At 40.4% G+C, this 22,843-nt stretch carries 19 protein-coding genes; 7 read left to right on the top strand and 12 right to left on the bottom strand.

Translation table 11 applies throughout. The features are described from left to right. Nucleotides 1-602 precede the first annotated feature (602 nt). The 5 genes from AC0L4E_RS01140 to udp all read right to left on the bottom strand — a co-directional run bounded on the left by AC0L4E_RS01140 (nucleotide 603) and on the right by udp (nucleotide 5,462). Entirely contained in the window at nucleotides 603-1,673 is a 1,071-nt protein-coding gene (locus AC0L4E_RS01140; RefSeq protein WP_473677638.1) for a glycosyltransferase family 4 protein, read from the bottom strand. A gap of 246 nt (nucleotides 1,674-1,919) precedes the next feature. Continuing rightward, nucleotides 1,920-2,858 carry an SPFH domain-containing protein gene (locus AC0L4E_RS01135; protein ID WP_473677637.1) on the bottom strand — a complete coding sequence of 313 codons (939 nt, stop codon included), beginning with the start codon at nucleotides 2,856-2,858 and terminating at the stop codon, nucleotides 1,920-1,922. Nucleotide 2,859: 1 nt separating this feature from the next. Continuing rightward, a complete protein-coding gene (locus AC0L4E_RS01130) occupies nucleotides 2,860-3,795 on the bottom strand; it encodes an SPFH domain-containing protein (RefSeq protein ID WP_473677636.1) in 936 nt (311 codons plus the stop codon). A gap of 103 nt (nucleotides 3,796-3,898) precedes the next feature. Then, complete coding sequence (locus AC0L4E_RS01125) at nucleotides 3,899-4,369, bottom strand: NfeD family protein (RefSeq protein WP_220755239.1); 471 nt, start codon at nucleotides 4,367-4,369, stop codon at nucleotides 3,899-3,901. Nucleotides 4,370-4,703: 334 nt separating this feature from the next. Further along, nucleotides 4,704-5,462: a uridine phosphorylase gene (udp, locus tag AC0L4E_RS01120; RefSeq protein ID WP_220755238.1), complete on the bottom strand. Its 759-nt coding sequence runs from the start codon at nucleotides 5,460-5,462 to the stop codon at nucleotides 4,704-4,706. A 305-nt stretch (nucleotides 5,463-5,767) separates the two neighbouring features. On the opposite strand from udp, the gene AC0L4E_RS01115 reads away from it, so the two are divergent. Further along, nucleotides 5,768-5,977, top strand: a complete 210-nt coding sequence (locus AC0L4E_RS01115) for a YdcH family protein (protein WP_473677635.1) — start codon at nucleotides 5,768-5,770, stop codon at nucleotides 5,975-5,977. A gap of 149 nt (nucleotides 5,978-6,126) precedes the next feature. On the opposite strand, the gene AC0L4E_RS01110 is transcribed toward AC0L4E_RS01115, so the two are convergent. Next, entirely contained in the window at nucleotides 6,127-6,591 is a 465-nt protein-coding gene (locus AC0L4E_RS01110) for a hypothetical protein (protein WP_473677634.1), read from the bottom strand. Between the two features lie 284 nt (nucleotides 6,592-6,875). Between AC0L4E_RS01110 and AC0L4E_RS01105 the strand changes: the two genes are divergently transcribed. The 3 genes from AC0L4E_RS01105 (at nucleotide 6,876) to AC0L4E_RS01095 (ending at nucleotide 8,665) form a co-directional block, all read left to right on the top strand. Then, the gene (locus AC0L4E_RS01105) at nucleotides 6,876-7,715 is read left to right on the top strand and encodes a mechanosensitive ion channel family protein (RefSeq protein WP_473677633.1); all 840 of its coding nucleotides are present in this window, start codon (nucleotides 6,876-6,878) and stop codon (nucleotides 7,713-7,715) included. Nucleotides 7,716-8,048: 333 nt separating this feature from the next. Then, complete coding sequence (locus AC0L4E_RS01100) at nucleotides 8,049-8,468, top strand: hypothetical protein (RefSeq protein WP_473677632.1); 420 nt, start codon at nucleotides 8,049-8,051, stop codon at nucleotides 8,466-8,468. Beyond that, nucleotides 8,465-8,665 carry a helix-turn-helix transcriptional regulator gene (locus AC0L4E_RS01095; RefSeq protein ID WP_473677631.1) on the top strand — a complete coding sequence of 67 codons (201 nt, stop codon included), beginning with the start codon at nucleotides 8,465-8,467 and terminating at the stop codon, nucleotides 8,663-8,665. Before AC0L4E_RS01100 ends, AC0L4E_RS01095 begins: the two co-directional genes overlap by 4 nt. Nucleotides 8,666-8,697: 32 nt before the next feature. On the opposite strand, the gene AC0L4E_RS01090 is transcribed toward AC0L4E_RS01095, so the two are convergent. Further along, nucleotides 8,698-9,153, bottom strand: coding sequence for a GNAT family N-acetyltransferase (locus AC0L4E_RS01090; protein ID WP_473677630.1), 456 nt, complete (start codon nucleotides 9,151-9,153; stop codon nucleotides 8,698-8,700). Between the two features lie 144 nt (nucleotides 9,154-9,297). Here AC0L4E_RS01090 and AC0L4E_RS01085 point away from each other — a divergent pair, with 144 nt between their 5' ends. After that, nucleotides 9,298-10,005, top strand: coding sequence for a DUF3313 family protein (locus tag AC0L4E_RS01085; RefSeq protein ID WP_473677629.1), 708 nt, complete (start codon nucleotides 9,298-9,300; stop codon nucleotides 10,003-10,005). Nucleotides 10,006-10,065: 60 nt separating this feature from the next. On the opposite strand, the gene AC0L4E_RS01080 is transcribed toward AC0L4E_RS01085, so the two are convergent. Further along, the gene (locus tag AC0L4E_RS01080) at nucleotides 10,066-10,992 is read right to left on the bottom strand and encodes a radical SAM protein (RefSeq protein ID WP_473681454.1); all 927 of its coding nucleotides are present in this window, start codon (nucleotides 10,990-10,992) and stop codon (nucleotides 10,066-10,068) included. 108 nt (nucleotides 10,993-11,100) lie between these two features. On the opposite strand from AC0L4E_RS01080, the gene AC0L4E_RS01075 reads away from it, so the two are divergent. Further along, nucleotides 11,101-11,352 carry a hypothetical protein gene (locus tag AC0L4E_RS01075; RefSeq protein WP_473677628.1) on the top strand — a complete coding sequence of 84 codons (252 nt, stop codon included), beginning with the start codon at nucleotides 11,101-11,103 and terminating at the stop codon, nucleotides 11,350-11,352. Nucleotides 11,353-11,527: 175 nt separating this feature from the next. Here AC0L4E_RS01075 and AC0L4E_RS01070 read toward each other — a convergent pair whose 3' ends face one another. From AC0L4E_RS01070 to AC0L4E_RS01060, 3 genes are all read right to left on the bottom strand, one after another. Then, entirely contained in the window at nucleotides 11,528-11,989 is a 462-nt protein-coding gene (locus AC0L4E_RS01070; protein ID WP_473681452.1) for a GNAT family N-acetyltransferase, read from the bottom strand. Nucleotides 11,990-12,144: 155 nt separating this feature from the next. Then, nucleotides 12,145-15,309, bottom strand: a complete 3,165-nt coding sequence (locus tag AC0L4E_RS01065) for a TonB-dependent receptor (protein ID WP_473677627.1) — start codon at nucleotides 15,307-15,309, stop codon at nucleotides 12,145-12,147. A gap of 462 nt (nucleotides 15,310-15,771) precedes the next feature. Further along, nucleotides 15,772-18,933, bottom strand: coding sequence for a TonB-dependent receptor (locus AC0L4E_RS01060; RefSeq protein WP_473677626.1), 3,162 nt, complete (start codon nucleotides 18,931-18,933; stop codon nucleotides 15,772-15,774). 330 nt (nucleotides 18,934-19,263) lie between these two features. Here AC0L4E_RS01060 and AC0L4E_RS01055 point away from each other — a divergent pair, with 330 nt between their 5' ends. Continuing rightward, nucleotides 19,264-20,058 (top strand): S1/P1 nuclease, encoded by a 795-nt coding sequence (locus AC0L4E_RS01055; RefSeq protein WP_473677625.1) that lies wholly within the window; start codon nucleotides 19,264-19,266, stop codon nucleotides 20,056-20,058. Between the two features lie 363 nt (nucleotides 20,059-20,421). Here AC0L4E_RS01055 and AC0L4E_RS01050 read toward each other — a convergent pair whose 3' ends face one another. Next, complete coding sequence (locus AC0L4E_RS01050) at nucleotides 20,422-22,419, bottom strand: multiheme c-type cytochrome (protein WP_473677624.1); 1,998 nt, start codon at nucleotides 22,417-22,419, stop codon at nucleotides 20,422-20,424. Nucleotides 22,420-22,843 lie beyond the last annotated feature (424 nt).

The following is a 22,843-nucleotide window of genomic DNA, read 5'->3' as shown; positions in this document are numbered from 1 at the left end:
TCTCGACATCCCTTGCCGCTCCGACGAAGTGTTTTTCCTCATGCTATAGAGCGAATTTACTACCGCCTCAGACTCGCCATCCATGGCTCAACTGAGGCTATGTCGGCATCCTGCCTCCATCACGCAAATTAGCTCAACGCATTCGGACACTTCCAACGGAGACCATTAAGCCTGCAAGTTCATTTGTTGTTTCAGAGAGTATTTCTACATGAGTAGTTCGAGCAATGTCGGTTTTTTTAATTTTCTTTGAATACTCAACTTGAATTGAGGCAAGCAAGAAAATCGCGTGAGTCTAGCCATGGATGGCTAGCTAGCTTTCGAGGGGAAGGGACGCCCCATCGTAAGCGTTAGTGATTTTTGCCGCTTGCCGAAGCGGGCTAAATTGAAGTTAAACGCTATAAGGTACTCCGTTGGAAATTTTGCTGTTTAAATTTCGCCGGAGCTGCGGGGTGTTCTAAGAGGGAGTCGCAGTTCACTTCCTTTTAGTCTGGTGTGGGCGAAGCGCCACGACTTTGAGTTACTCCAAACATAGCTAAATAAATAGGGCTGAGTAAACTTTTTCTGACTCCATTTCCTACTGAAGCCTTCCAAAAAAATAACCCTTATTTATCTCTCAACAATTGCTCAAACAAGCCTTTCCATGCTTGTTGTAGCTCAAGCCATTGTTGCTGTTTCCAGTGATTGATATAGCCAATATTCGAGTCTGTGTCTGATGAAAACCCTTGAGATAGAAATTGATCGATGGCATCAGCTATGGTTTCAACTGAAATAGGTTCAGCAATTGGGGTTATCGCAGATTGATGACCACCTTCAACAAGGTGATGCGCAGAGTGTTGGTTAATCTGATCCCCTAACCCATCCACTTGGCTTGAGATAATCGGTTTATTCATCGCCAGTGATTCAATAAATATCAAGCCAAATGGTTCCCATCGAGAAGGAATAATCGCTGCATCGCAAGCTTGTAGAAAGCTGGGTACATCATCAACTTTGCCAACAAACTCAATATTTGCCGAGCCCAGATTCGAATGCTCTGACGCTAACTCTTTTAGCTCGGTAGCTTGCTCGCCTTCACCCGCTAATCTTAATCGGCAAGGCTGCTTGACTCGCTTCATTGCGTTAATTAATAAATCAAAGCCTTTTTGATGGTGAAATCTGCCATAGGCAGCGATTACTGGAACTGCATTCTCGCTCTTCTGCTGTATCGAACTATGGGTAGCTATAAACTCTGTTAAATCACGCCCCTGCCCTAATAATGCAATTTTATTTGCTGTTGTTAGCTGATGTTTTAGCATCCATTGTTGCTGCGATGGCGCAATAGCGATAACGCTATCCATCAAGCTATAACTCAATTTCAGCATCAAATAAAAACGTCGAGGTGATTGGATATTTTCATCGACAAATGCAGCGCTGTAATGATGCTCTTGTAGAGCCAGTTTCACTTTAGGGTACTTGAGTTTAAACCTCAGGATGTGGAATAAACTACACCAGTTAGAAGCGCCGTGCAGACAAACGATATCAGGGACTTCATCTAATGTTACCCCTTGGCTAAAGTCGATATATTGAATGGTAAAATCAACATCATTTTGCAAAGGCGAGCTGCACAAACTCTGCAGCGCAAAGTTTACGCCGCCCATGTTTGGGTCATCAACACAATGCAAAACCTTTGGCTTCATTTATATTCCGTCTGTATTTGAAATTACGATATGAGTTCAACTCAATCCAACAGCGTTAGCCCAATTAATTAGTTAAAGTGGCTTCAAAGTCGTTTAATTAAACATAACGTTATCTCATTGATTTCGCAAAGGCTTCCTTTACGAGTCATCTAGATAGATAAAAGAACACTACAGACAAAAAAAGAGGCTAGCTCAGTGCTAACCTCTTTTATTATTTTAATAAACTTGAATTAAAGCTGCTAAACGCTACTTCTTCTTTTGATCTTCAAGACCCATGCTGTTCATCCATTGATCAAAGTGAATCAAATTCGCCGGTAATACCACTCGGTTATCTTTGTCACTTAGACCTTCAAGCTGCTTAAAGTACTGCTCACCTAATTGTAAACGCAGCGCGCTTTGGCCACCTGGCTTTGAAATTACCACAGCTAGGCGTTCGATAGATTCAGCAGTCGCTTTAGCAAGGGTTAGAATCTCTTCCGCTTTACCTTCAGCTTCGTTGACAATACGCTGCATTTCACCTTCTGAGCGGTTAATGGTTTCTGCCATAACACCTTCAGAACGGTTGATTTTACTTTGCTTATCACCTTCACTTTGAGCCAGTAATGCACGGCGCTCACGTTCAGCATTTACCTGCATTTCCATGGCATTTTTAACAGTTTCAGGCGGGGTAATATTCTTGATTTCATAACGATGAACTCGAATACCCCAAATAGCACCAGCTTCGTCTAACACTTCTACCACTTTGGCAGAAATCACATCACGCTCTTCAAAAGTACGGTCTAAATCAAGGGTACCAATAACTGAACGAGTAGTGGTTTGCGCCAGTTGAATCGCAGCGTAGCGGTAATCTGTAATACCGTAGCTTGCCTTAACTGGGTCGATGACTGAGATATAAATCACTCCATCAACTTCAACATTAACTTCATCACTTGAGAAACACTCTTGTGGTGGTACATCGATAGTTTCTTCTTTTAAGTCATGAATATAAGCGACTTTATCAATAAAAGGCACTAAGGCATGGAAACCTGCATCAAGCGTATTGTGGTACTTACCTAAACGCTCAACAATGTATGCTGACTTGGTTGGTACTAAGCGGATAGATTGAAACAGTTTTAAGACGAATATTAAAAAAATTGCGCCCCAAATAATCATCACCACGAAATCGGTATCAATTCCATTTAACATATTAGCGTGCTCCTTTTGTTGCTGACGGTGCTTTGGCTACTGCGTGGGTGACTTGTTCCATTCCTTCAAAGAACCCTTCAAGCTTGGCCATTTCAGCAGGCACAATCGATACTTGAGATTCAGATAGAATATTACCCACTTGGCTGATGAACTGCTCTTTAAGCATCATATTCATCGCGTCATTACCGCCTTGGTTAGCTAAAGCGCCACAAATCATATCCATGCCTTCAGATTTTGCTTTGGCAATAATAGTAATTTGTTGTCCTGAACCTACCGCTTCATTAATCCGCTTTTGTTTTTGCCCTTCTGACAAGTTAATCGCCTCTTGACGCTCACCTTGCGAGATATTGATCATTGCGTCTTTTTCAGCGTTAGCTAGGGTAATTTCAGCACGTTTGCGACGCTCTGCTTCCATTTGTTTTTCAAGGGTATGAATAACATGAATAGAAGGAGTAATATTTTTGATCTCGTAACGCAGAACTTTGATCCCCCAAGGATCGGATGCTTTGTCAATTTCACGAACAATCGATTCGTTCAAGCTGTCACGCTCTGAGAAAGTTTGCGATAGGGTTAATTTACCAATCTCTGAACGCATGGTGGTTTGCGCTAAGTTAACTGCTGCGCGGCGATAATCTTCAATACCATAGCTGGCTAACTTGCCGTCCATGACTTTTAAGTACACTAAGCCGTCGACTTCTAATTGAGTGTTATCTTTTGAAATACAGCTTTGCGGCGGCACATCTAATACTTCTTCACGGGTGTCGTGGCGATACGCGACACGATCAACAAATGGCACTAAGAAATGAAAACCCGGTTTAAGTACCGTTCTAAATTTTCCTAAACGTTCGATCACATTGACCTCACGCATAGGCACGATCAACATCAGTTTAAAAAGAATAAACATGATAAATAAAAAAGCGATGGTTAGTTCAAACATACTTCCCCTTCCTTCTGAAAATAATATTGCGCACCATTAACTGTAATGATGTAAATATTGTTTTTTACATAAATTAGCGATTTATTGTTAGCGCGAAAACCCGTTAGCTAGGCGCTTCAGTTTCTACGTAAGGCTCAACGATTAAGGCAATATTCTCACGGCAAATGATCCGTACTTTGCTACCAGATTTAATCTCTGTACCGTCACCTAACGCTGGCCATTCAGTGCCTGAAAACGTCACCCGTCCTTCTTGCTCACCAGGACCAATATCAGCCTTTACCGTGACAACTTGATTATATAAATCCATTTCTTCATCTGTATTATCAACATGAGCATCGCCACCAATCATTTTTTGAGTAATATGGCGGAAACTGAGTAACAACACGATTGAGGTGATAAACCAGAGCGTAAAGCTTTGCGTTGCTCCGTCGACAATACCCGCAAACAAAGCGGCTGCGACGATGACGCATGCGGCGCCGAGTAAGATAACGATGCCACCCGGAACAATGATTTCCGCGAGCATTAAGACAAGACCAACAATTAACCAAATGCTGGTTGGATTTGAAAACTCCATATACCCCCCTGTAAAAACGTTATCATAAAATCCTTTAAGCTATTTAACCCTGTTCCAATTCCGACTTCTGGGATGCGGTTAATAGACTTGATAACTAGTGGAATGCCTAAGGCACATTCATCAAAACTATGGCGTTTATTGATAATAGCTCTTGCATCAACAGCACGACATATTATGTCAACAATACAGTAAAACGATGAAATTGCAATCACATTCCCTTTCAGGAAACGTTCATTTACATTAAATTCACTTCATGTTCAGTTAAAAAAAGACAACAAAAAAGGTGCCTAAGCACCTTTAATAACAATAAGTTAAGCTGTCAAATCAATATAGATTAAGCTAATAACTTACGTGCCGCATCAACCACGATGGTGATTGCGCTGACTTCGGTTTTCTTCATCATCGCTTCATCAGGAATTTCTTGCTGAGTACGATTAACAATTACACCGGCCACACAAGCTGCGCGCCAACCTTGTGATGCACACATAGTGAATAAGGTCGCTGACTCCATTTCATAGTTCAGTACGCCCATAGATTGCCACTCTTTCATTGATCCAACAAAACGGCTAGTCACACGACCCGAAACAGTGTCATAACGCTCTTGACCTGGGTAGAAGGTATCTGAAGAAGCAGTAATACCAACATGAGGTTCTAAACCATAATCGCGACACGCCGCTACCATAGCGGTAGTACAGTTAAAGTCGGCAGCAGCTGGGAACTCAAGTGGAGCAAAATGTAAGCTAGCGCCGTCTAAACGTACTGATGCTTGAGTCACAATCACATCACCTACGTTAACTTCTGGTTGAATCGCACCTGTTGTTCCAACACGTAAGAAGGTTGAGACACCTAATTGCGCTAATTCTTCAACTGCGATTGAAGTCGAAGGACCACCAATACCTGTTGAACAAACCACAACGGCTTTGCCATCAATATAAGCAAGATACGTTGTATATTCACGGTGACTTGCTAAGAAAGTCGCGTTGTCCATTAATTCGGCAATACGCTTAACTCTTTCTGGATCACCCGGCACGATTGCCAAAGTTGCGCCATCAAGCATTTGCTTGGTTAAACCTAAGTGAAATACGTCGGCCATGTTGAAAACCCCTTTCATTATTGAATATAAAATCCTAATTGTGTCGACTTTAACCCACTATTCGCTGAGTTAAGGTTAACTCGATCACATAAACCTTGATAATTATAAAACGATTGCTGTGACAAATTTACAAATGCGAACAGTGAATACTAATTTAGCGAACAATAAACCACTTAAAAAATAATAGCTAATTTTAGTTCATTGGCAGCGATTTTACCCAATCGAGCAATAGTTGATCTTTGTCACGTTACTAGGGAAAAAGAGGGAGTAATTTTAAGTTAACAGTAACTAAAAGGAGTTGTTCTATGTTTCCAGAGTACCGCGATTTAATCAGTAAATTAAAAACATCAAATGCACACTTTTCTAAAATTTTTGATGAGCATAATCAGTTAGACGAAAAAATTAAGCAGCATGAAAAGCATTACAATAGCGACACCACGCCTGAGCTTAAAATACTTAAATCGAAGAAGTTACATTTAAAAGAAGAAATATATACCATGCTGAAAAAGCAGTAAGTCATTTGGCGGGAGTTTCAGCTTACTCGCACCTAAGTAATCAACTGGCACCTAAGTCGTAAGCTAGCATCAAAGCAATGAGTTGCCAGTTGAACAATAAAAAAGGACGCTTATGCGTCCTTTAGTTTAAGCAGTATTTATTGGCAAAATTATTTCTGACTAATCGCTTCAACAATCGCTTCACTGTTATCAAAGAATTCAATGCTAGTCACAGTAAACTTATCTAGCGTAACCACTGTGGCCATATCTTTTTCTGCAGGCCATGGGGCTGTCACCTCACCTTCGCGGTCAAGTCCCATTGAAAAAGGTAAGTCTTTCATTTTTGGGATAGCAACAAAACGGGCAATTAACGAAGGCATACCGCTGATATCTGCAATATAAGCCATGTTTTCAGGTTGTTTTTCTGCAGGGATAGCTTCTAAAGCAGCTTGAATAAAGTCGCCACCTTTCATACCACGGCTAAATAGTACAACTTGGGTTTGCTCGTTTATTACTAGCGGTTGTTCAAATTGATCTTCTAACGTCACAGGTTCAATTTTATCGTTCACAGCAAACACATTGGCTTGTGCCGTCGTCATAAAAAATAAACTTACTACAAATAAAATTGCTTTCATCTTGTTATTCCTGAAGTAGGGTTTAAAGCCTTAATCATCGAAAAAGTCTTCAAATAGAGGGTGCAATAAACTATACCTTAATGAGATTTCCTACCTATTAAGCAGCCTAAAAAACTTGAGGTATCTCACGTATTAACGACATTAAAACTAATGAAATAGGATTAATGAATGTTTTGTAAAGTTAATTGTCTAAAAACGTTAAAAAACAACCCAAGACAACACTTAATTACAACACTATAATCTGTCATTATCTGTTTGTTCATCCAATAAAAAAGATCATTATTATGAATGAGACTCCAGCGGGTTTAGATCAAGAATTAGCACAACTGCAGAATGTTTATGAAATGCTGACAGAATTTATTGTCCAGTACAGCTTTCAAATCGTTGGTGCCATCATCATTTTGCTTATTGGTATTTGGGTCGCCAACAAGATGTCTGATGTTGTTACCAATCAATTTGAAAAACATAATATTGATGTCACCTTAGGTAATTTTGTTTCTAACCTCGTCAGAATTACCATCATCGTCATGGTGTCGATTATCTGTTTAGGTAAACTCGGTATTAGCGTCACCCCAATGGTCGCAGCGATTGGTGCCGCCTCTCTAGGTGCTGGTTTAGCCTTACAAGGTATGCTGGCAAATTATGCTGCAGGGGTAACCATCATCGTCACTCGACCTTTTGTCATTGGTAATACTATCGAGATCCAAGGGGTGTCTGGTGTAGTGCAAAAAATTCAATTAGGCCTGACGATTCTGACTAATGAAGAAGGTGAGTTAATTAACATTCCGAACAAACATATTGTTGGGGAAATTTTACACAACTCTCAGGAATATAAACTGGTAGAAACCAAGTTTAATATTGATTATGAGACTGATCCGCAATTAGTCACCAAGCTCATCACTGATGCTTTGTTATCTCAAGAAAAGGTGACTCAATCTCGCCCTCCACAAGTAGGCATTAACGACTTCAACAGTATTGGTATGGAGATTGGTGTGCGCTATTGGGTGCCAACCAACAGTTATTATGATGATAAATATCAAAGCAACCTGGCGATCATTAACGCACTAAGAACCGCCAGTATTACCATCCCTTGCCCTGTCAGAGAGATCCATCTGCAGCAATAGTCTTAGTAAAAAAGGCTGCAGTAATAAAAGGTTAACAGCTAACTAACTCCTTTAGGCTCAAGCTTATACTTAGATTAAGCTTGAGCCTTTCTCATTTTATTTTCGTCTCAAATCCTCCTCATTTCGATCTCTCTCAAAAACACTTAAGAGTCTGTTTTCAAATCATATTAATCAAAAATTATGAGCAATTGATTATCTCTAATAATTATCATTAATGTCATCAAACAAAGACAAAAAGTAAAATACACTTGACTTTGGGTGATTGAATAACGCACCATAAAGTCAAGTTTGATTGACATTATGACAAGTTAACTTAAATCTAAGGAGAGAGAGATGACCCACAATGAACCTAAAAAAAGCTGGAAAGCTAACAATCATAGACACACAAAGTCATTAGCTAAATGGACCGCAGCTTGGGTAATTACCATGGCGATCGCTAACTTTGGTTCCAAACTAATATGGCAAGAGAATGATTTGCTCACTTTATTGGCAATTGGTTTAAATCTCGCAGTTGGTGTCGGTATGATCCTCGCTAACAAACGTCATTTAGCCAACTTAGATGAAATGCAGCAACGTATTCAACTGAATGCCATGGCTGGCAGTTTAGGCGTAGGGCTTATTGTTGGCTTAAGTTATTCAAATTTAGATGTAACAGGATTGATTGGGTTTAATGCCGAGATATCTCACTTGGTAATAATAATGGCACTGACTTACATGGTGGGCATTCTGTTAGGCAATAGGAAGTACCAATGAAAAATAGACTTAAAGTGCTTCGAGCTGAACGCGATTTAACTCAAGCCCAGCTGGCTGAATTACTCAATGTGTCGCGGCAAACCATTAATGCGATCGAAAAAGGAAAATTTGATCCTAGTTTGCCTTTAGCGTTTAAGGCCGCGAGGTTATTTGGGCTCACTATTGAAGACATCTTCCAAGATGAGCTAGAAGATTAAATAACTGGCGAACTGCCAGTATAAAGAGTGTGTCACAAAGAACGTGTCATAAACACGCTATTGGGATCGGCTTGATAATCAGCAAACGGGCCACATTCTGTAAAACCATGACGAGCATATAACCGTCTTGCAGGGGCAAAAAAATCCATTGAACCCGTTTCTAAATTAACCGTTTTAGCCCCGCTGTTTTTTACTTCATTAAGCATAAAGCCCAGTAATGTCGCTGCAACGCCTCGGCCACGAAACTGATTAGAAACGCGCATCGATTTTATTTCTACATGCTCAACTGAATACCGATTAATGGCACCACAGCCTGCTAATAAGCCGTTTTCCCATATCGTCCAAAAAGTAATATTTGGCTGTTTCAATTTATCTAAATCAAGGGCATGCACCGATTCAGCTGGAGATGTAGCGTACATATCTTGTAAGTGTTCATTCAATAATTCGGCAATTTCAGGACCCGATAAATCATCGACTCGAATATCCATATCAGTAAAATTCCTTAAACGAGTTAAAAAATATGACGCTAACATTGCCACTCATGACAATTAAAAGGCTCAGAAAGTAACAATTGACACACCTGTGAGAACTGCCATATTTATTAATATAATATAAATTAAGGGATTGATTATATGCTCAATACTCATGCTATATCTATTGCTGGCGTAATGTTATTTACGATGGCGGGTTGTGCTTCTGGCCCTGCGACCCTGCAACAAGGACCCGATGCAGAAGTCACCAAAGAGGGATTAATTAAAGTTGATAACTCACAACTCGACTTATCTTACGCTAGACCCGATGTGAATTGGCATCAATACAGCAAACTCTATTTCAAACCAACCCAAGTCACTAATGATCATCCAGCCGACTATCGAGCCCCTAAAGTGGACAAAAGAACGGAAGGAATGAATGCCACATATGATTTGCCTCAAACATCCTTGGATAAAATGGCGCAGCAGTTTTCTGTAACCGTCACAGAAGTCTTTAATAGTGAACAACCATTTGAATTGGTAAATGAGCCTGGACCAAACACATTAATGGTTGAAACAGCTGTGACTGACATCCGTCTTAGTGCCCCAGTCGAAAATAGTCGTCGTAGCTATAACTCAATGGGTAAAACTTATACTCAAAACTCCGGTTCAATGGTATTACTTGCCGTAGTGAAAGACGGACAAACGGGTGAAGTACTCGCTAAAGCGGCAGATAAAGGCGTAGGTTTTGATCAATGGCGCCAAAATACTAAAGTATTTAATTGGAGTGATGTAAAGACAGTATACCGACGTTGGGTGACTGACTTTAAGAATGCATTAATGACCGCTGCTGCGGAGCAAAAAGATTAATCTCGTTGCTGCAATGCACTTTGGTAGTGTTCAGCCAAAGTGCATGCCTTAATAATGATTTTATAAGCCTCGCTGCCATTCTTGGCGTAATGGCACCATGCCTTGCATAGCTTGCTCAACTTGGTTTAATAACTGAGGCTTATCTTTACCTAGCACACCTTTTAACACTAAATAATTTGATGCGTGATCAGATCTGAAAATAGTTTTATCTAACTCAAGGTGAGCTAATAAAGTCTGCATTTCGCTGAGCAGGCCTAGCTGATCTGGCAGCTCAAATTGTCCATCAAAAGCAGCATCCATTCTTTCTGTGCCCAAAGGAAGTGTCACCACCAAAGTGGATAAATATTCAGGTTGGGCTGCATTCATTAACTCAGCTGATGCTTTAGCATGCTGCAATGACAGTTGTTTGCCGCCTAATCCCATTAAAATCATCACCGATGACTTCATTCCTGCTTGTTTTATTTTCTTAAGCGCCACTAAAGATGAGTCAAAGTCTTCACCTTTTTCAATACGTTTAAGCACTTCGTTATCACCACTTTCGCAGCCAATATAAAGTAGCGACAAACCCATTTGGCGTAGCTCTGCCAGTTGTTCTACGGTTTTATTAGTAAGATTACGTGGCAAGCAGTAACTACTAATTCGAGTAACACTGGGAAGATGAGTATTAATTAATTGGCAAATTTCTTTTAGGCGTTTAAAGGGTAACGTCATTGCATCACCATCAGCCAAAAACACACGACTTATAGGGTGACCTGATGCCGCAGCTGCTAAGATATCTTGTTCAATTTTATCGACTTTATTGGCTCTGAACTTTTTTTGCTCTTGAGTATACATATCGCAAAAGCTGCAGTTGTTCCAACTACAGCCATTAGTGACTTGTAAAATAAGCGATTTCCACTCAGAAGGCGGACGAAAAACGGGCTCAATATAGCTAATCAATGTTGTTTCCTTTGATGAAAAACCACCATACTTTGTATAAATACACATCATAGCGGTTATTTTTTATTCTAATTATTGATCCAAATCGTTTGAATTGATCGTATGCCTTGATATAGTCGTTTTGTTAAACCAATAAATTATTCAGGCTTATTGATTATGAATCAAGTTGCATATGCAATCAGTGAACGTAGAGGTGAAACTCTCGATCAGGAACACCATTGGGAACTCATGACAGCAGAACAAAAAGTTGCGCTGTATGATTTAAACCGATTTGGTTACCGATTGCTTTTCGTCAGGATGATGTCAGAAGGCCCTCTGGCAGTCATTGCTCAACAAAAAGAGTTAGCTGTGATTGATTTTGAGGGAGAGCTCAATTTACGCCCTAACGTCAAATTACGAGGCGAATAGCAATATAGCACTGCTTTAACTACAGCAGTGAAAAGCACTAACAAAAAACAGTTCTAGTTGTATGTAACGCAATTTAAAAGAGTGCCTTAGCACTCTTTTTTATGGGCGAATTTAATGCTTCTACCCAAATTCTCTTTAATTCAATTAAGCTTAATCGTTCGCCACTCTTTGATGATCAATCTTGTTGCAAAGTAAGCAACATATCAATATGTGGAATGCCATCTTCAAGATACATTTCTGAGTTATTGATAAATCCTTGCTGCTGATAAAAATTGTTCAGATGTTGCTGAGCACCAATTTGAATATTTTGCTCAGGCCATTGTGCTTTAACCACATCAATCGAACGTTGCATTAGTTCATGGGCAATCCCTTTACCACGGCCTTGTTCAGCAATGATTACCCGACCAATACTGGCTTCTGGGTAGCTCACTCCTGCTGGTAATACTCGGGTATAAGCGATTAATTCGCCCTGTTGATTAAATCCCAGCAAGTGTTTGGCATCAGGTAATCTATCTTTGTTATCCAACTCTGGATATGGGCAATTTTGCTCAACCACAAATACGTCAACCCGCAGTTTTAGTACATCATAAAGTTCATCAAGACTAAGCTGATTAAAGCTTAATAGTTTCCATTGCATTGAATCTAATAGCGACATAGTTAAGCGTTCTCATTACTGGCGAAGTCAGCAGTTTATCACGAATAAATTACTTGATTAAACTGCTTAGATTTCATAAAAATCAGACAAAAAAATACCGAGCTGATGCTCGGTATTTTTAAGTTAAAGCGTCCTGTTTAGAACATGTATTTAACCCCAACTTTAATCTGCCATGCAGACTGGTTGATATCATACGTATCGTGCGTAGATGTATCTAAACCATCTTGACCAAATGGTGTCGAGTAGGTGTAAACACCTGTGTCGGCATCATAAGAATGATCCACTAGCACCTTGCTGCCATAACTTTGATACTCGACCACACCCCAATCATCATTTAATAGGTTTAGGACGTTTTTAATATCAAAATACAACATACCTTTATGCTCTTTAGTAAAGCCAGGTAACTCTTGGGTAAAGCGGAAATCTAACTGATGTACCCAAGGTTGATTGTGGGTACCTTTGTCAATTAAGCCACCCGCATATTTACCAAGACCAAGCTCATCAATCGCCTTTTTAAACTCTTCATACGTTAGGCCACCAGCATATTCAACATTAGCATCATCTGCACCTGTTGGAATGTAAGGCAGGTAAGCGTTTGAGTATGCGTAGTCGCCTTGGTCACCAAAGCCTCGATCATTATATGAACCTAGTACCCAGCTCATAGGATTACCTTGGCGTGCTTCATAGAACATATTGAAGCTAGAGTTGTAACCGGCAAATATTTCAGTGTCGTAACCTAAGCTAAGCGTAAAGCGGTGTGGTGTTTCGTAGTAGCCTGGTCCCATTGTGGTGCCGTTACGATCTGCGCCAACAATTGGATATTGGTAGTTTGAACCCGCTGTTGAAGATGAACCTTGGTTACCTTCATCAACTTGGTTATAAGCATAACCAAAGCGCATGTTCAGACCCATGTCCCAGTTCTTAGCCAATGAAAAGCTGATTGTTTGGCTAGAACCATCTTCTTCAGCATTTGTTAGCATCAGATCAGAACGTTCAGTGTGTCCGCCTTGACCATTATTTGCTAATGGATCCCAAGTTTCATAAATCACACGACCTGTATCATCGGTTCTAACTTTACGGCGTGATAAATCGACCCAAGTGACGTCATTCTCTTTTTGGATATATAAGAATTCACCACCAAAGAACCAGTCTTGACCTAATGCGCCAAAGTCCCAAGTACTATCAAAACCTACGCTCACGCGCCAATCTGATGGTAGCTCAAAGTCTGGGTCAAGTGAGTTAGTATTACCGTCGCCGCCAACTAAGCCATCTTGCGCTTCGCCCGGTACATTACCAAAGTCAGGTGTGCCCCAAGCATCATTCCAGCCACCGGTATAGCTTAATAAGCTGTTACCATCATTTGAGAAGCTATTAGACATCCAAACTGTTGGGTAACCGCCGCTGTAACGACCTACACCACCACGCAATGTCACATCATCACTTAATACATAAGTTAAACCAACACGTGGTAACCAAATATCTAGACCATCCATGGTGCCGTTATTCGCAAAGCCATAACGTTCAACATAGTTGTCATTTAACTCTGGCGAGTCAGACATCATGATCCTTTCGTAACGCATACCAAAGGTCATTTCTAAGTCATGGTTAATTTCCCAGGTATCTTCTAAGAATAATGCCAGCGTTTCCATGTTAAATTGAGCTGCAACATCATCTGGATTGCCTGATAAAGCATTTTGATAGCGGAAACGATCGACAATACCGCGCTCAAAATCTTCAATCGAATCAAAGTCCCATGTACCCATAGTGTCTTGAGCGAATAAATTGAAAACGTCAATGCTGTTATATTGGAAGCCGAAACCAATTTTGTGCTCATCTAGGTAGTAATCACCCACAAAACGCACTTCTAGATTTTGGTTATCTAACTCGTTAGATTGGCGTGAACGCTCAGTACCAAAGCTTACCGTACCGTTGTCAGTTCTCACCGCAACTTGACCAATACCTAGATTATCAACAGGGTTTGAGCTACTGACAGTGTCTTTATATGCCACTTTAAATTCAGTGGTGAAGTCATGGCTCCAGTCACTGTAAATAATGGCAGCGTAAGACTCAAAGTCTTCTTCTTTATCGTACAAGTAGCTTGATAAATTTAGGTAATCTGCGCTATCAGATACGCGGTTGGTCATGTTACCAACGGTTTTTTGGTACGTTAACGATGCACGATGATCGTCATTAATGTTCCAATCTAACTTAGCTAAGATCTTCTCATCTTTTTCTTGCGGTGTGGCGTTATAACTACCAATATTATCAAGACCGTACACACTACTTGCTATGCTGTTAATCTGATTTAACTCTTCAAGAGTTACCCGAGAGTCATTGGCAAAACCAGCACCTGCTGGTCCCCACTCTGCAGCTTGTGGCGCATCAAAATTCTCATAGGATCCAAAGAAAAATAATTTATCTTTTATCAGTGGAAAACCAATGGTTCCGCCAAACGTGGTTTCTTCAAAATCCTGTTTAAGCGCTTCACCAGTGATTTGATCTTTACCGTCGCCAGCCATGCTGTCATTGGTGGTTTCCCAAAACATGGTGCCCGATAATTCATTGGTACCTGACTTGGTTACAGCATTAACTTGTGCGCCAGAGAAACCACCACTACGAGCGGTAAACGGAGAAGTGTTTAACGCTACACTCTCTACCGCATCAATTGAAATCGGTGACCGTTGCGTTGGGTAACCATTTGAGTTCAAGCCAAAATCATCATTTTGCGATACACCATCAACAACGAAGGTATTAAAACGCGGGTTAATCCCGGCAACACTCATTGAGATGCCATCATTACCAACAACGGCCATTGGGTTTTGACGTAATACATCTTTTAAATCACGGTTAATACCTGGTGAGTTAGCGATTTCTTTCGCGCCAAATTCGCTATTACTTCCTGCACTACGGTAATAACTGGCATTACCCACAACACCAATACGCTCAATGTCAGCCGCTGACTTTAACTCACGGTTAAAGCGTAATGTTTCGCCGACATTTAAAAACAAACCTTGCTCAACATCATCCGCAAATTCATCAGAACCGACTTTAATAATGTATGGACCACCAACACGTAAACCACGGGCAGCAAACTGACCGTCTGCACCTACTGGTACTTCTGTAACGGTACCTGTTGGCTCGTGAATAATAGTAATAGTTGCATCGGTTACTGCATTACCCATAGGTCCAACAATGTGCCCTCGAATGTTAGATGCAGTTTGCGATGCGGTAGCTGGTAAAGATACGACACCTAAAGCAAAGCAAGTCGCCAGCGCTAAGCGACTAATTTTATGGTTAAACATTATCTGACCCCTGATTTTTTTGTAATTTAGCTAGTTGTTCTAGCTTTATTTGAAGCTGTAGAGAAAAACTTCAGGGCGGATGCTATTGAGGATATATGTCAGAGCCATTTCATATTTGTAGCAAAACGCATCATTTGAATAGAGCATGTTTTTACAAATAGGGAGTTTTCGTAACGAAACCACCAGCATTGATACGTGAACAATTGCGATAAAGCTGATGTAGCCTAGGTTAACGATTGTTAATCTTGTGGAATGGGAGTGTTTATTTATAGGAATTAAGTAAAAAAAACAGATTTATGGCTAAGAAAATTAAATTTATCGATCACCTATACACAAACCAAACAGAAACAATGTCACACCAAATTACCCACAAAAGACAAACAGATACGCAACAAGCGTGTGTAGCAGGCAAAAAAATACCGAGCCTAAGCTCGGTATTTTTATCGGTTAAATCAGTTCAATTTAGAACTTGTATTTAACACCTACTTTTAACTGCCAAGCTGACTTATTGATGTCATAAGTATTTTGGTTAGCTGTTTCGATACCGTCTTGACCATAAGGTACAGAATAAGTGTAAACACCCGTATCTGCGTTGTAGTTATGGTCAACTAAGATTTTGCTACCGAAAGATTGATACTCAACAACACCCCAATCATCATTCATTAGGTTAAGTACGTTTTTCACGTCGAAGTATAAGATACCTTTATGGTCATCCATAAATCCAGGTAACTCTTGAGTGAAACGGAAATCTAACTGATGTACCCAAGGTTGGTTGTCTGAACCCTTACCTGCGATACTACCAGCATATTTTCCTAAACCTATTTCATCGATTGCCGCTTTAAACTCTTCATAAGTTAAGCCACCAGCATACTCAACGTTGGCATCATCTGCACCAGTTGGGATGTAAGGAAGGTAAGAGTCTGAGTAAGCAAATGCACCTTGGTCACCAAAACCACGGTCATTATGCGAACCTAGTACCCAAGTCATTGGACGACCTTCACGTGCTTCATAGAACATGTTAAAGCTAGAGTTATAACCTGCTATAAACTCAACATCATAGCCTAAGCTCATAGTGAAACGATGCGGTGTTTCATAGTAGCCAGGGCCAATAGTCGTGCCGTTACGATCCGCGCCTACTGACGTGTATTGGTAGTTAGACGTTGCTGTTGAAGATGAACCTTGGTTACCTTCATCAACTTGGTTATATGCATAACCTAGACGCATGTTAAGACCCATGTCCCAGTTCTTTTGCAAGCTGAAACTTAATGTTTGGCTCTTACCATCTTCTTCAGCATTGGTTAGCATTAAGTCGTAACGTTCAGTGTTGCCACCTGCGCCATTATTCGCTAATGGATCCCACGTTTCATAGATAACACGGCCAGTGGCATCAGTAGTCACTTCACGGCGAGCTAAATCAACCCAAGCAACGTCATTTTCTTTTTGGATATATAAGAATTCACCACCGAAGAACCAATCTTGACCTAGAGCACCAAAGTCCCAAGTACTGTCAAAACCAATGCTTGCACGCCAGTCTGAAGGAAGCTCAAAGTTAGGGTCTAATGAGTTAGTGTTACCATCGCCGCCCACTAAACCATCTTGTGCACCACTTGGTACATTACCAAAATCAGGTGTGCCCCAAGCATCATTCCAGCCATCGTTAAAGCTTAATAAGCTATTACCATCATTTGAGAAGCTGTTAGACATCCAAACTGTTGGGTAACCACCACTGTAACGACCTACGCCACCACGAATAGTCACATCATCAGAAAGCACATACGTTAAGCCTACACGAGGTAAGAAGATGTCTTTGCCATCCATTGTTTCGTTATTAGCAAAGCCATAACGGTCAACAAAGTTATCATTGAGTGCAGGTGAATCTGACATGCTAATGGTTTCGTAACGAATACCGTATGTCATTTCTAAATCTGAATTGATTTCCCAAGTATCTTCAACAAATAATGCCAATGTTTCCATGTTAAATGTTGCAGCAACATCATTTGCATTACCTGACTCAGCATTTTGGTAGCGGAAACGATCCACAACACCATTTTCGAAATCATCGATTGAATCGAAATCCCAAGAACCCATAGTGTCTTGAGCAAATAAGTTAAATACTTCTACATTATTAAACTGGAAGCCAAAACCGATTGTGTGCTCATCTAAGTAGTAATCACCAACAAAACGTAATTCTAAGTTTTGGTTGTTTAATTCATTAGATTGACGAGAACGCTCAGTACCGAAATTAACATCACCAGCGTCAGTACGAACATTGACTTGGCCAATACCGATGTTTTCAACAGGGTTAGAACTACTTGTTGTATCTTTATAAGCAACTTTGATTTCTGTGGTGAAAGAATCAGTCCAGTCACTGTATAACGTTGCAGCGTATGACTCTAACTCTTCTTCTTTATCGTACCAGTAGCTTGATAAATTCAGTGATGATTCATCATCTGATACTTTGTTAGTTCTGTTACCAATTGTGCTTTGGTAAGTCAATGAAGCACGGTGTTCGTTAGTGATGTTCCAATCTAATTTCGCTAAGATTTTTTCATCTTTCTCTTGTGGAGAAGCGCTGTAGCTACCAAGATTACTTAAACCATACACATCACTAGCAATAGAGTTAATGCGATCTAATTCTGCAGATGTAACGCGAGAATCATTAGCAAAACCTGCACCAGCAGGTCCCCACTCTGCAGCCTGTGGCGCATCGTAGTTTTCGTATGAACCGAAGAAGAATAATGTGTCTTTAATCAGTGGGAAACCTACTGTGCCACCAAAAGTTGTTTCTTCGAAATCTTGCTTAAGCTTCTCACCTGTTTCTTGGTCTTTACCATCACCAGCCATGCTGTCATTGGTCGTTTCCCAGAATACTGTACCTGATAACTCGTTAGTTCCTGATTTAGTTACTGCGTTAACTTGAGCACCAGAAAAACCACCAGTACGAGCAGAGAAAGGAGACGTATTTAATGCAACACTTTCTACTGCATCAATTGAGATAGGTGAACGCTGAGTCGGGTAACCATTTGAGTTAAGGCCGAAGTCATCATTTTGAGATACACCGTCAACAACGAAGGTGTTAAAGCGTGGGTTAATACCCGCAACACTCATTGATACGCCATCAGTACCAACTACTGCCATTGGGTTTTGACGTAAAACATCTTTAAGGTCACGGTTAATACCTGGAGAGTTAGCAATATCTTTCGCGCCAAACTCGCTGTTACCGCCAGCACTACGGAAGTAGTTAGCATTGCCAACAACACCGATACGTTCCATATCAGCTGCTGATTGCAGAGTACGGTTATAACGTAAAGTTTCGCCAACGTTTAAATATAGGTCTTGCTCTAAATCATCAGCAAACTCTTCCGAATCAACTTTAATGATATATGGACCACCAACACGAAGGCCACGTGCAGAGAATAAACCATCAGCACCTACTGACACTTCAGTAACGGTACCTGTTGGTTCATGGATGATAGTAATTGTTGCATCTGTAACAGCATTTCCTTGAGGTCCAACAATCTGGCCTCGGATATTTGATGCAGTATCTGCTGCCATGGCTGGTAGAGAAACACCCATAGCAAAGCAAGTCGCTAGCGCTAAGCGACTGATTTTATTGTTTAACATTTTCAGACCCCTGAAATATTTTTATATTTTAATTTGTTTGCTAGTTAATCTAGCTTTTAATATGAAGTCGTAGAGTAAAAACTTCAGGGCGGATTTTATAACCAATTTGTTTCAAAATCATGTCATTCTTGAACTATTTTTCAACAATCTTTAAACTATTTGCGTCAATTCTGTTTCACACCTTTAACCAAAGCTATACACAGGTTGGACTTGCGCCTTTTTTTGTCACAAAAATTTAATTTAAAAAAGATATTATAAAAATCTTCTAATCTCACGATTTAGCACCTCTACTAGGGTCAAGGTGTCTTAATCGCTTATGGAATAATAATAATGAAACCTGCAACACTTCTATTTAGTGCAACCATTGCGCTCACCAGCCTTGTCAGCCAACCCGTTCACGCATGGGGACAAAATGGACACCGTATTATTGGTGAGCTTGCGCAAAATAACCTGTCTTCTTCTGCTCAAGATAAAATTAATCAGTTAACTCAAGGTGAGTCATTAGCACAAATGTCGACTTGGGCAGACGAAATTCGTTCTGACAAAAACTGGTATCACGCATCTCCTTGGCATTACGTTTCTATTGCTGACGATGAAACCTGGGAAACAGTTAACAGAAACCCTAAAGGCGATATTATTGAAAGCCTCGAACGATTTGAAAAAATACTGAAAGACCCTAAAGCCAGCGATAAAGATAAATGGGAAGCTTTAGCATTCTATGTCCATTTCGTTGGTGATATTCATCAACCGCTGCATGTAGGTCATAGCCATGATCATGGCGGTAATAAAGTAAAACTAAAATGGTTCGGTGACGACACCAACCTGCACACGGTTTGGGATAGTAAACTTATTGATAATAAACAGTTAAGTTATACTGAATATACGCAGTTCATTAACCGTATCTCTGATAAAAACGTCAAAAGCTGGGTTGGTAAAAGTTATTATGACTGGGCTGATGAATCAAAAGCACTTCGCGGAGCAACTTATAACTTAGAAAAAAATCGCGATGACCAGCCTGATTTGCGCTATCAATATATTTTCGATCACACTCCAACGGTTGAATTACGCTTACAACAAGCCGGTATTCGTTTAGCTGATAAACTTAATGTCATATTTGGCAAGTAGGCTTTGTTGATGCATTAAGTACCTAAAAGTGCTGTCTGTTGATAATACTTTTAGAAAAAACACTAACCCCACATATGCCAATCATATGTGGGGTTAGTTTTATTGTTTGTTTGTTTGTTTGTTTGTTTGCCCATTAATAAAACAGCCTTATTACTGTCACTTACCCGCAATTAAACTGCCGTTATAACACCTTTAAAATGCCGTTTTATCGACTTAATTACGTCACTTTTTTGCCATTTAATTTGGGCGTAAATATAAAAAGGGAGCCTATTGGCTCCCTTTATTTTTTACTCTAACACTTGGGTTATATCCACATCCCTGTGGAGCGAGATGAATCGCTTCTTGATATAGTGTTAAGTAATATTAACGCTCGAATACGTGGAACTTATCGATACCGAATGACTTACCTTCAGCATGACATGTCGCACAAGATTCTTGTGGGACTGCTTCATACCAAACTGGCACTTCATCAACTTTAGCATCGATTTCACCACCATTTTGCTCCATGTGGCTTAATGCAGAAGCTGAATCATGACAGGCATAACAGTTAGCCGTAATTGGGCTCGCCATGATGTTAGTATCTGGATTATTGTTTTCATCGACGCCCAGCGTTTTAGCGCGCATGTACTGGTTAGGTATCGCATATAAATCAATGCCTTCTGCGTGACAAGATACACAGTTTTCTGCATTGAGTTCTGCTGATGAATTGTACATATAGCCATCTTCATCAGAACCTACGATGGTTTGCGAAGCGCCCCAATGCATTGCATGGATCATTGGACCAAACGCAGGACCACTCTTCGCCATCCAGCCATCTCCACCATAAGATGCATTGATTGTGTAACCAGCTTTGATTCTCTCTTCTTCGCTAGCAAATTCAGAACCGTCCAAGCTAATGTGTCGAGAGCTCATTCTGTTTTGGCCATTGTTATGACAGGCGACACAATCATAGCCACCTTGGCTGTAACCACCATTTTTGTGATAGTTAGTTTCATCATTATGACAAGTGCTACAGCTATCAGTTGTCACAGCATGGCGACGGTCATAATCAGTCACTTCTCCATCCGCAATTGCAAACACAGGAGAGTAACTGGTAAATGTCACACCGTCATAACCAGGATCTTCACCGTGAGCAAATGTTAATCGAGAGCTAGCCATAATTTGTGGTGCATTGATAGCAAAGCTTGCTTGGCCATAACACATGGTTTTAGAGCCATCACCTTTAAAACTAGCTTCGTAAGAGTTTGTTTCACGGCCTACAATAGACATATTGTTATAACCATGCATATAACCGCCTGCATAGCTTAATGTTCCATCATTATACAAAACTTCTATATCAAGCATGGTCTCACCTTGGTAAAGGCTGAGATCTGTACAATAAGTCACACCAGAATCCGTGGTGTAGATATCTGAAAGCACAGTAGAGTGCTCGCTTCTAGAAGCTTGTCTATCAGCTAATCCGATTTTTTCTGCTTGTGCATGGAATGCACGAGCATCAAAGTCCGAGTTAGGTACGATAATTGACGTTGCTGAATCAACAGTGTGACAGTCATTACAGCCATTACCCGCAATACTTGTATTAATCACAGGCTCTGCGTGACAGGTATAACAATTGGTTGGAGCGAAATCTTTTTCAAACTTCTGGTGATTAATATGACCAATTTTTTGTAATGTATTCGTCGCATAACCGCCATCTTCTTCAGCACGAGATACGTTGTTATGACACACTAAACAACCCGCGACAAAATCAGCATCACCTTCAGTATTCACAGCTGTATAACTAGGATGTTTCATGCCAGATGTCGCATAATCAACGTGACAGCTGTAACAAGTTTCAGTTGTAGACGTATGGATCATCTCTGGCTTATCCACAACAATTGGTTGCGAGCGAGCAATTTCAGATTCCCCGCCACCTACTCGTAACCAAACAATCCCTTCAGATGCTGCGGTTACTGCTGGCATTGGCGCAATTAACTCGTAACGGCCATCACCTAATGCGGTTAACTCTGCACCGTCTTCTTTGGTTGTATCAGTGTAGCCACCAATTTTTCCATCTCGGTTTAGCACGATACCTTTGTCTGTTAACTCAGCAAATTTTGCTTCTGCTTTCATTAAGCCATCAACTAATTCATCATTTTCGTTGGTGACCTCAAATTCATAGCGCACTTGGCCGTCTTCAATGGCATAAGCAATCACAGATACACTGGTTACTTCTGACTTTTCAGTTACTGGTGGATTTGGCCCAGGGCCTGGTTCTCCTGGTGCGCCATCTTCACCGTCTTTTCCATCATCAGCACAACCTGCAATCCCCATTGCTGCTGCAACAACGAAGGCTAATCTGCGTTTCGTTAAATGTTTCATCATCACTCCGAATAGTTTAATTACTACTTTTTAGGTAAAACCTAGGATGATAGTAAGGACTTCGACATATCGCTGGAGTGATAATGGTCACGAAAAATTGTTCAACTGAATTCTTAAAAGCGTTTTTATATCAGATATTTGAATGAGTTCAGAATGAGAATATCTATATTTTAGGTATCAAAAATTCACTTTTAAAATAGCTGGTACTTTTTTAAATCAAGTGTATCAAATTGAATTAACTGCGAAGGATGCACCAAGGTTAAACCTCTGACTTAAGATAAATAGTGATTGCAGCTTTATAAGGGGTATAGATAAAGAAAAAGCCACTATTTTATCAATAGTGGCTTTTTAAAGGTTACTGCAGCCAGATTGCAGGGAGGACTGCAGTAACCTTTTATTTTGAGTATAAGCTTACTCTTGCAAA

The organism is Shewanella sp. GJ50-10, assembly GCF_055808815.1.
The sequence above is the reverse complement of the archived record's forward strand: the minus strand, read 5'-3'. Positions and strand labels throughout refer to the sequence as shown.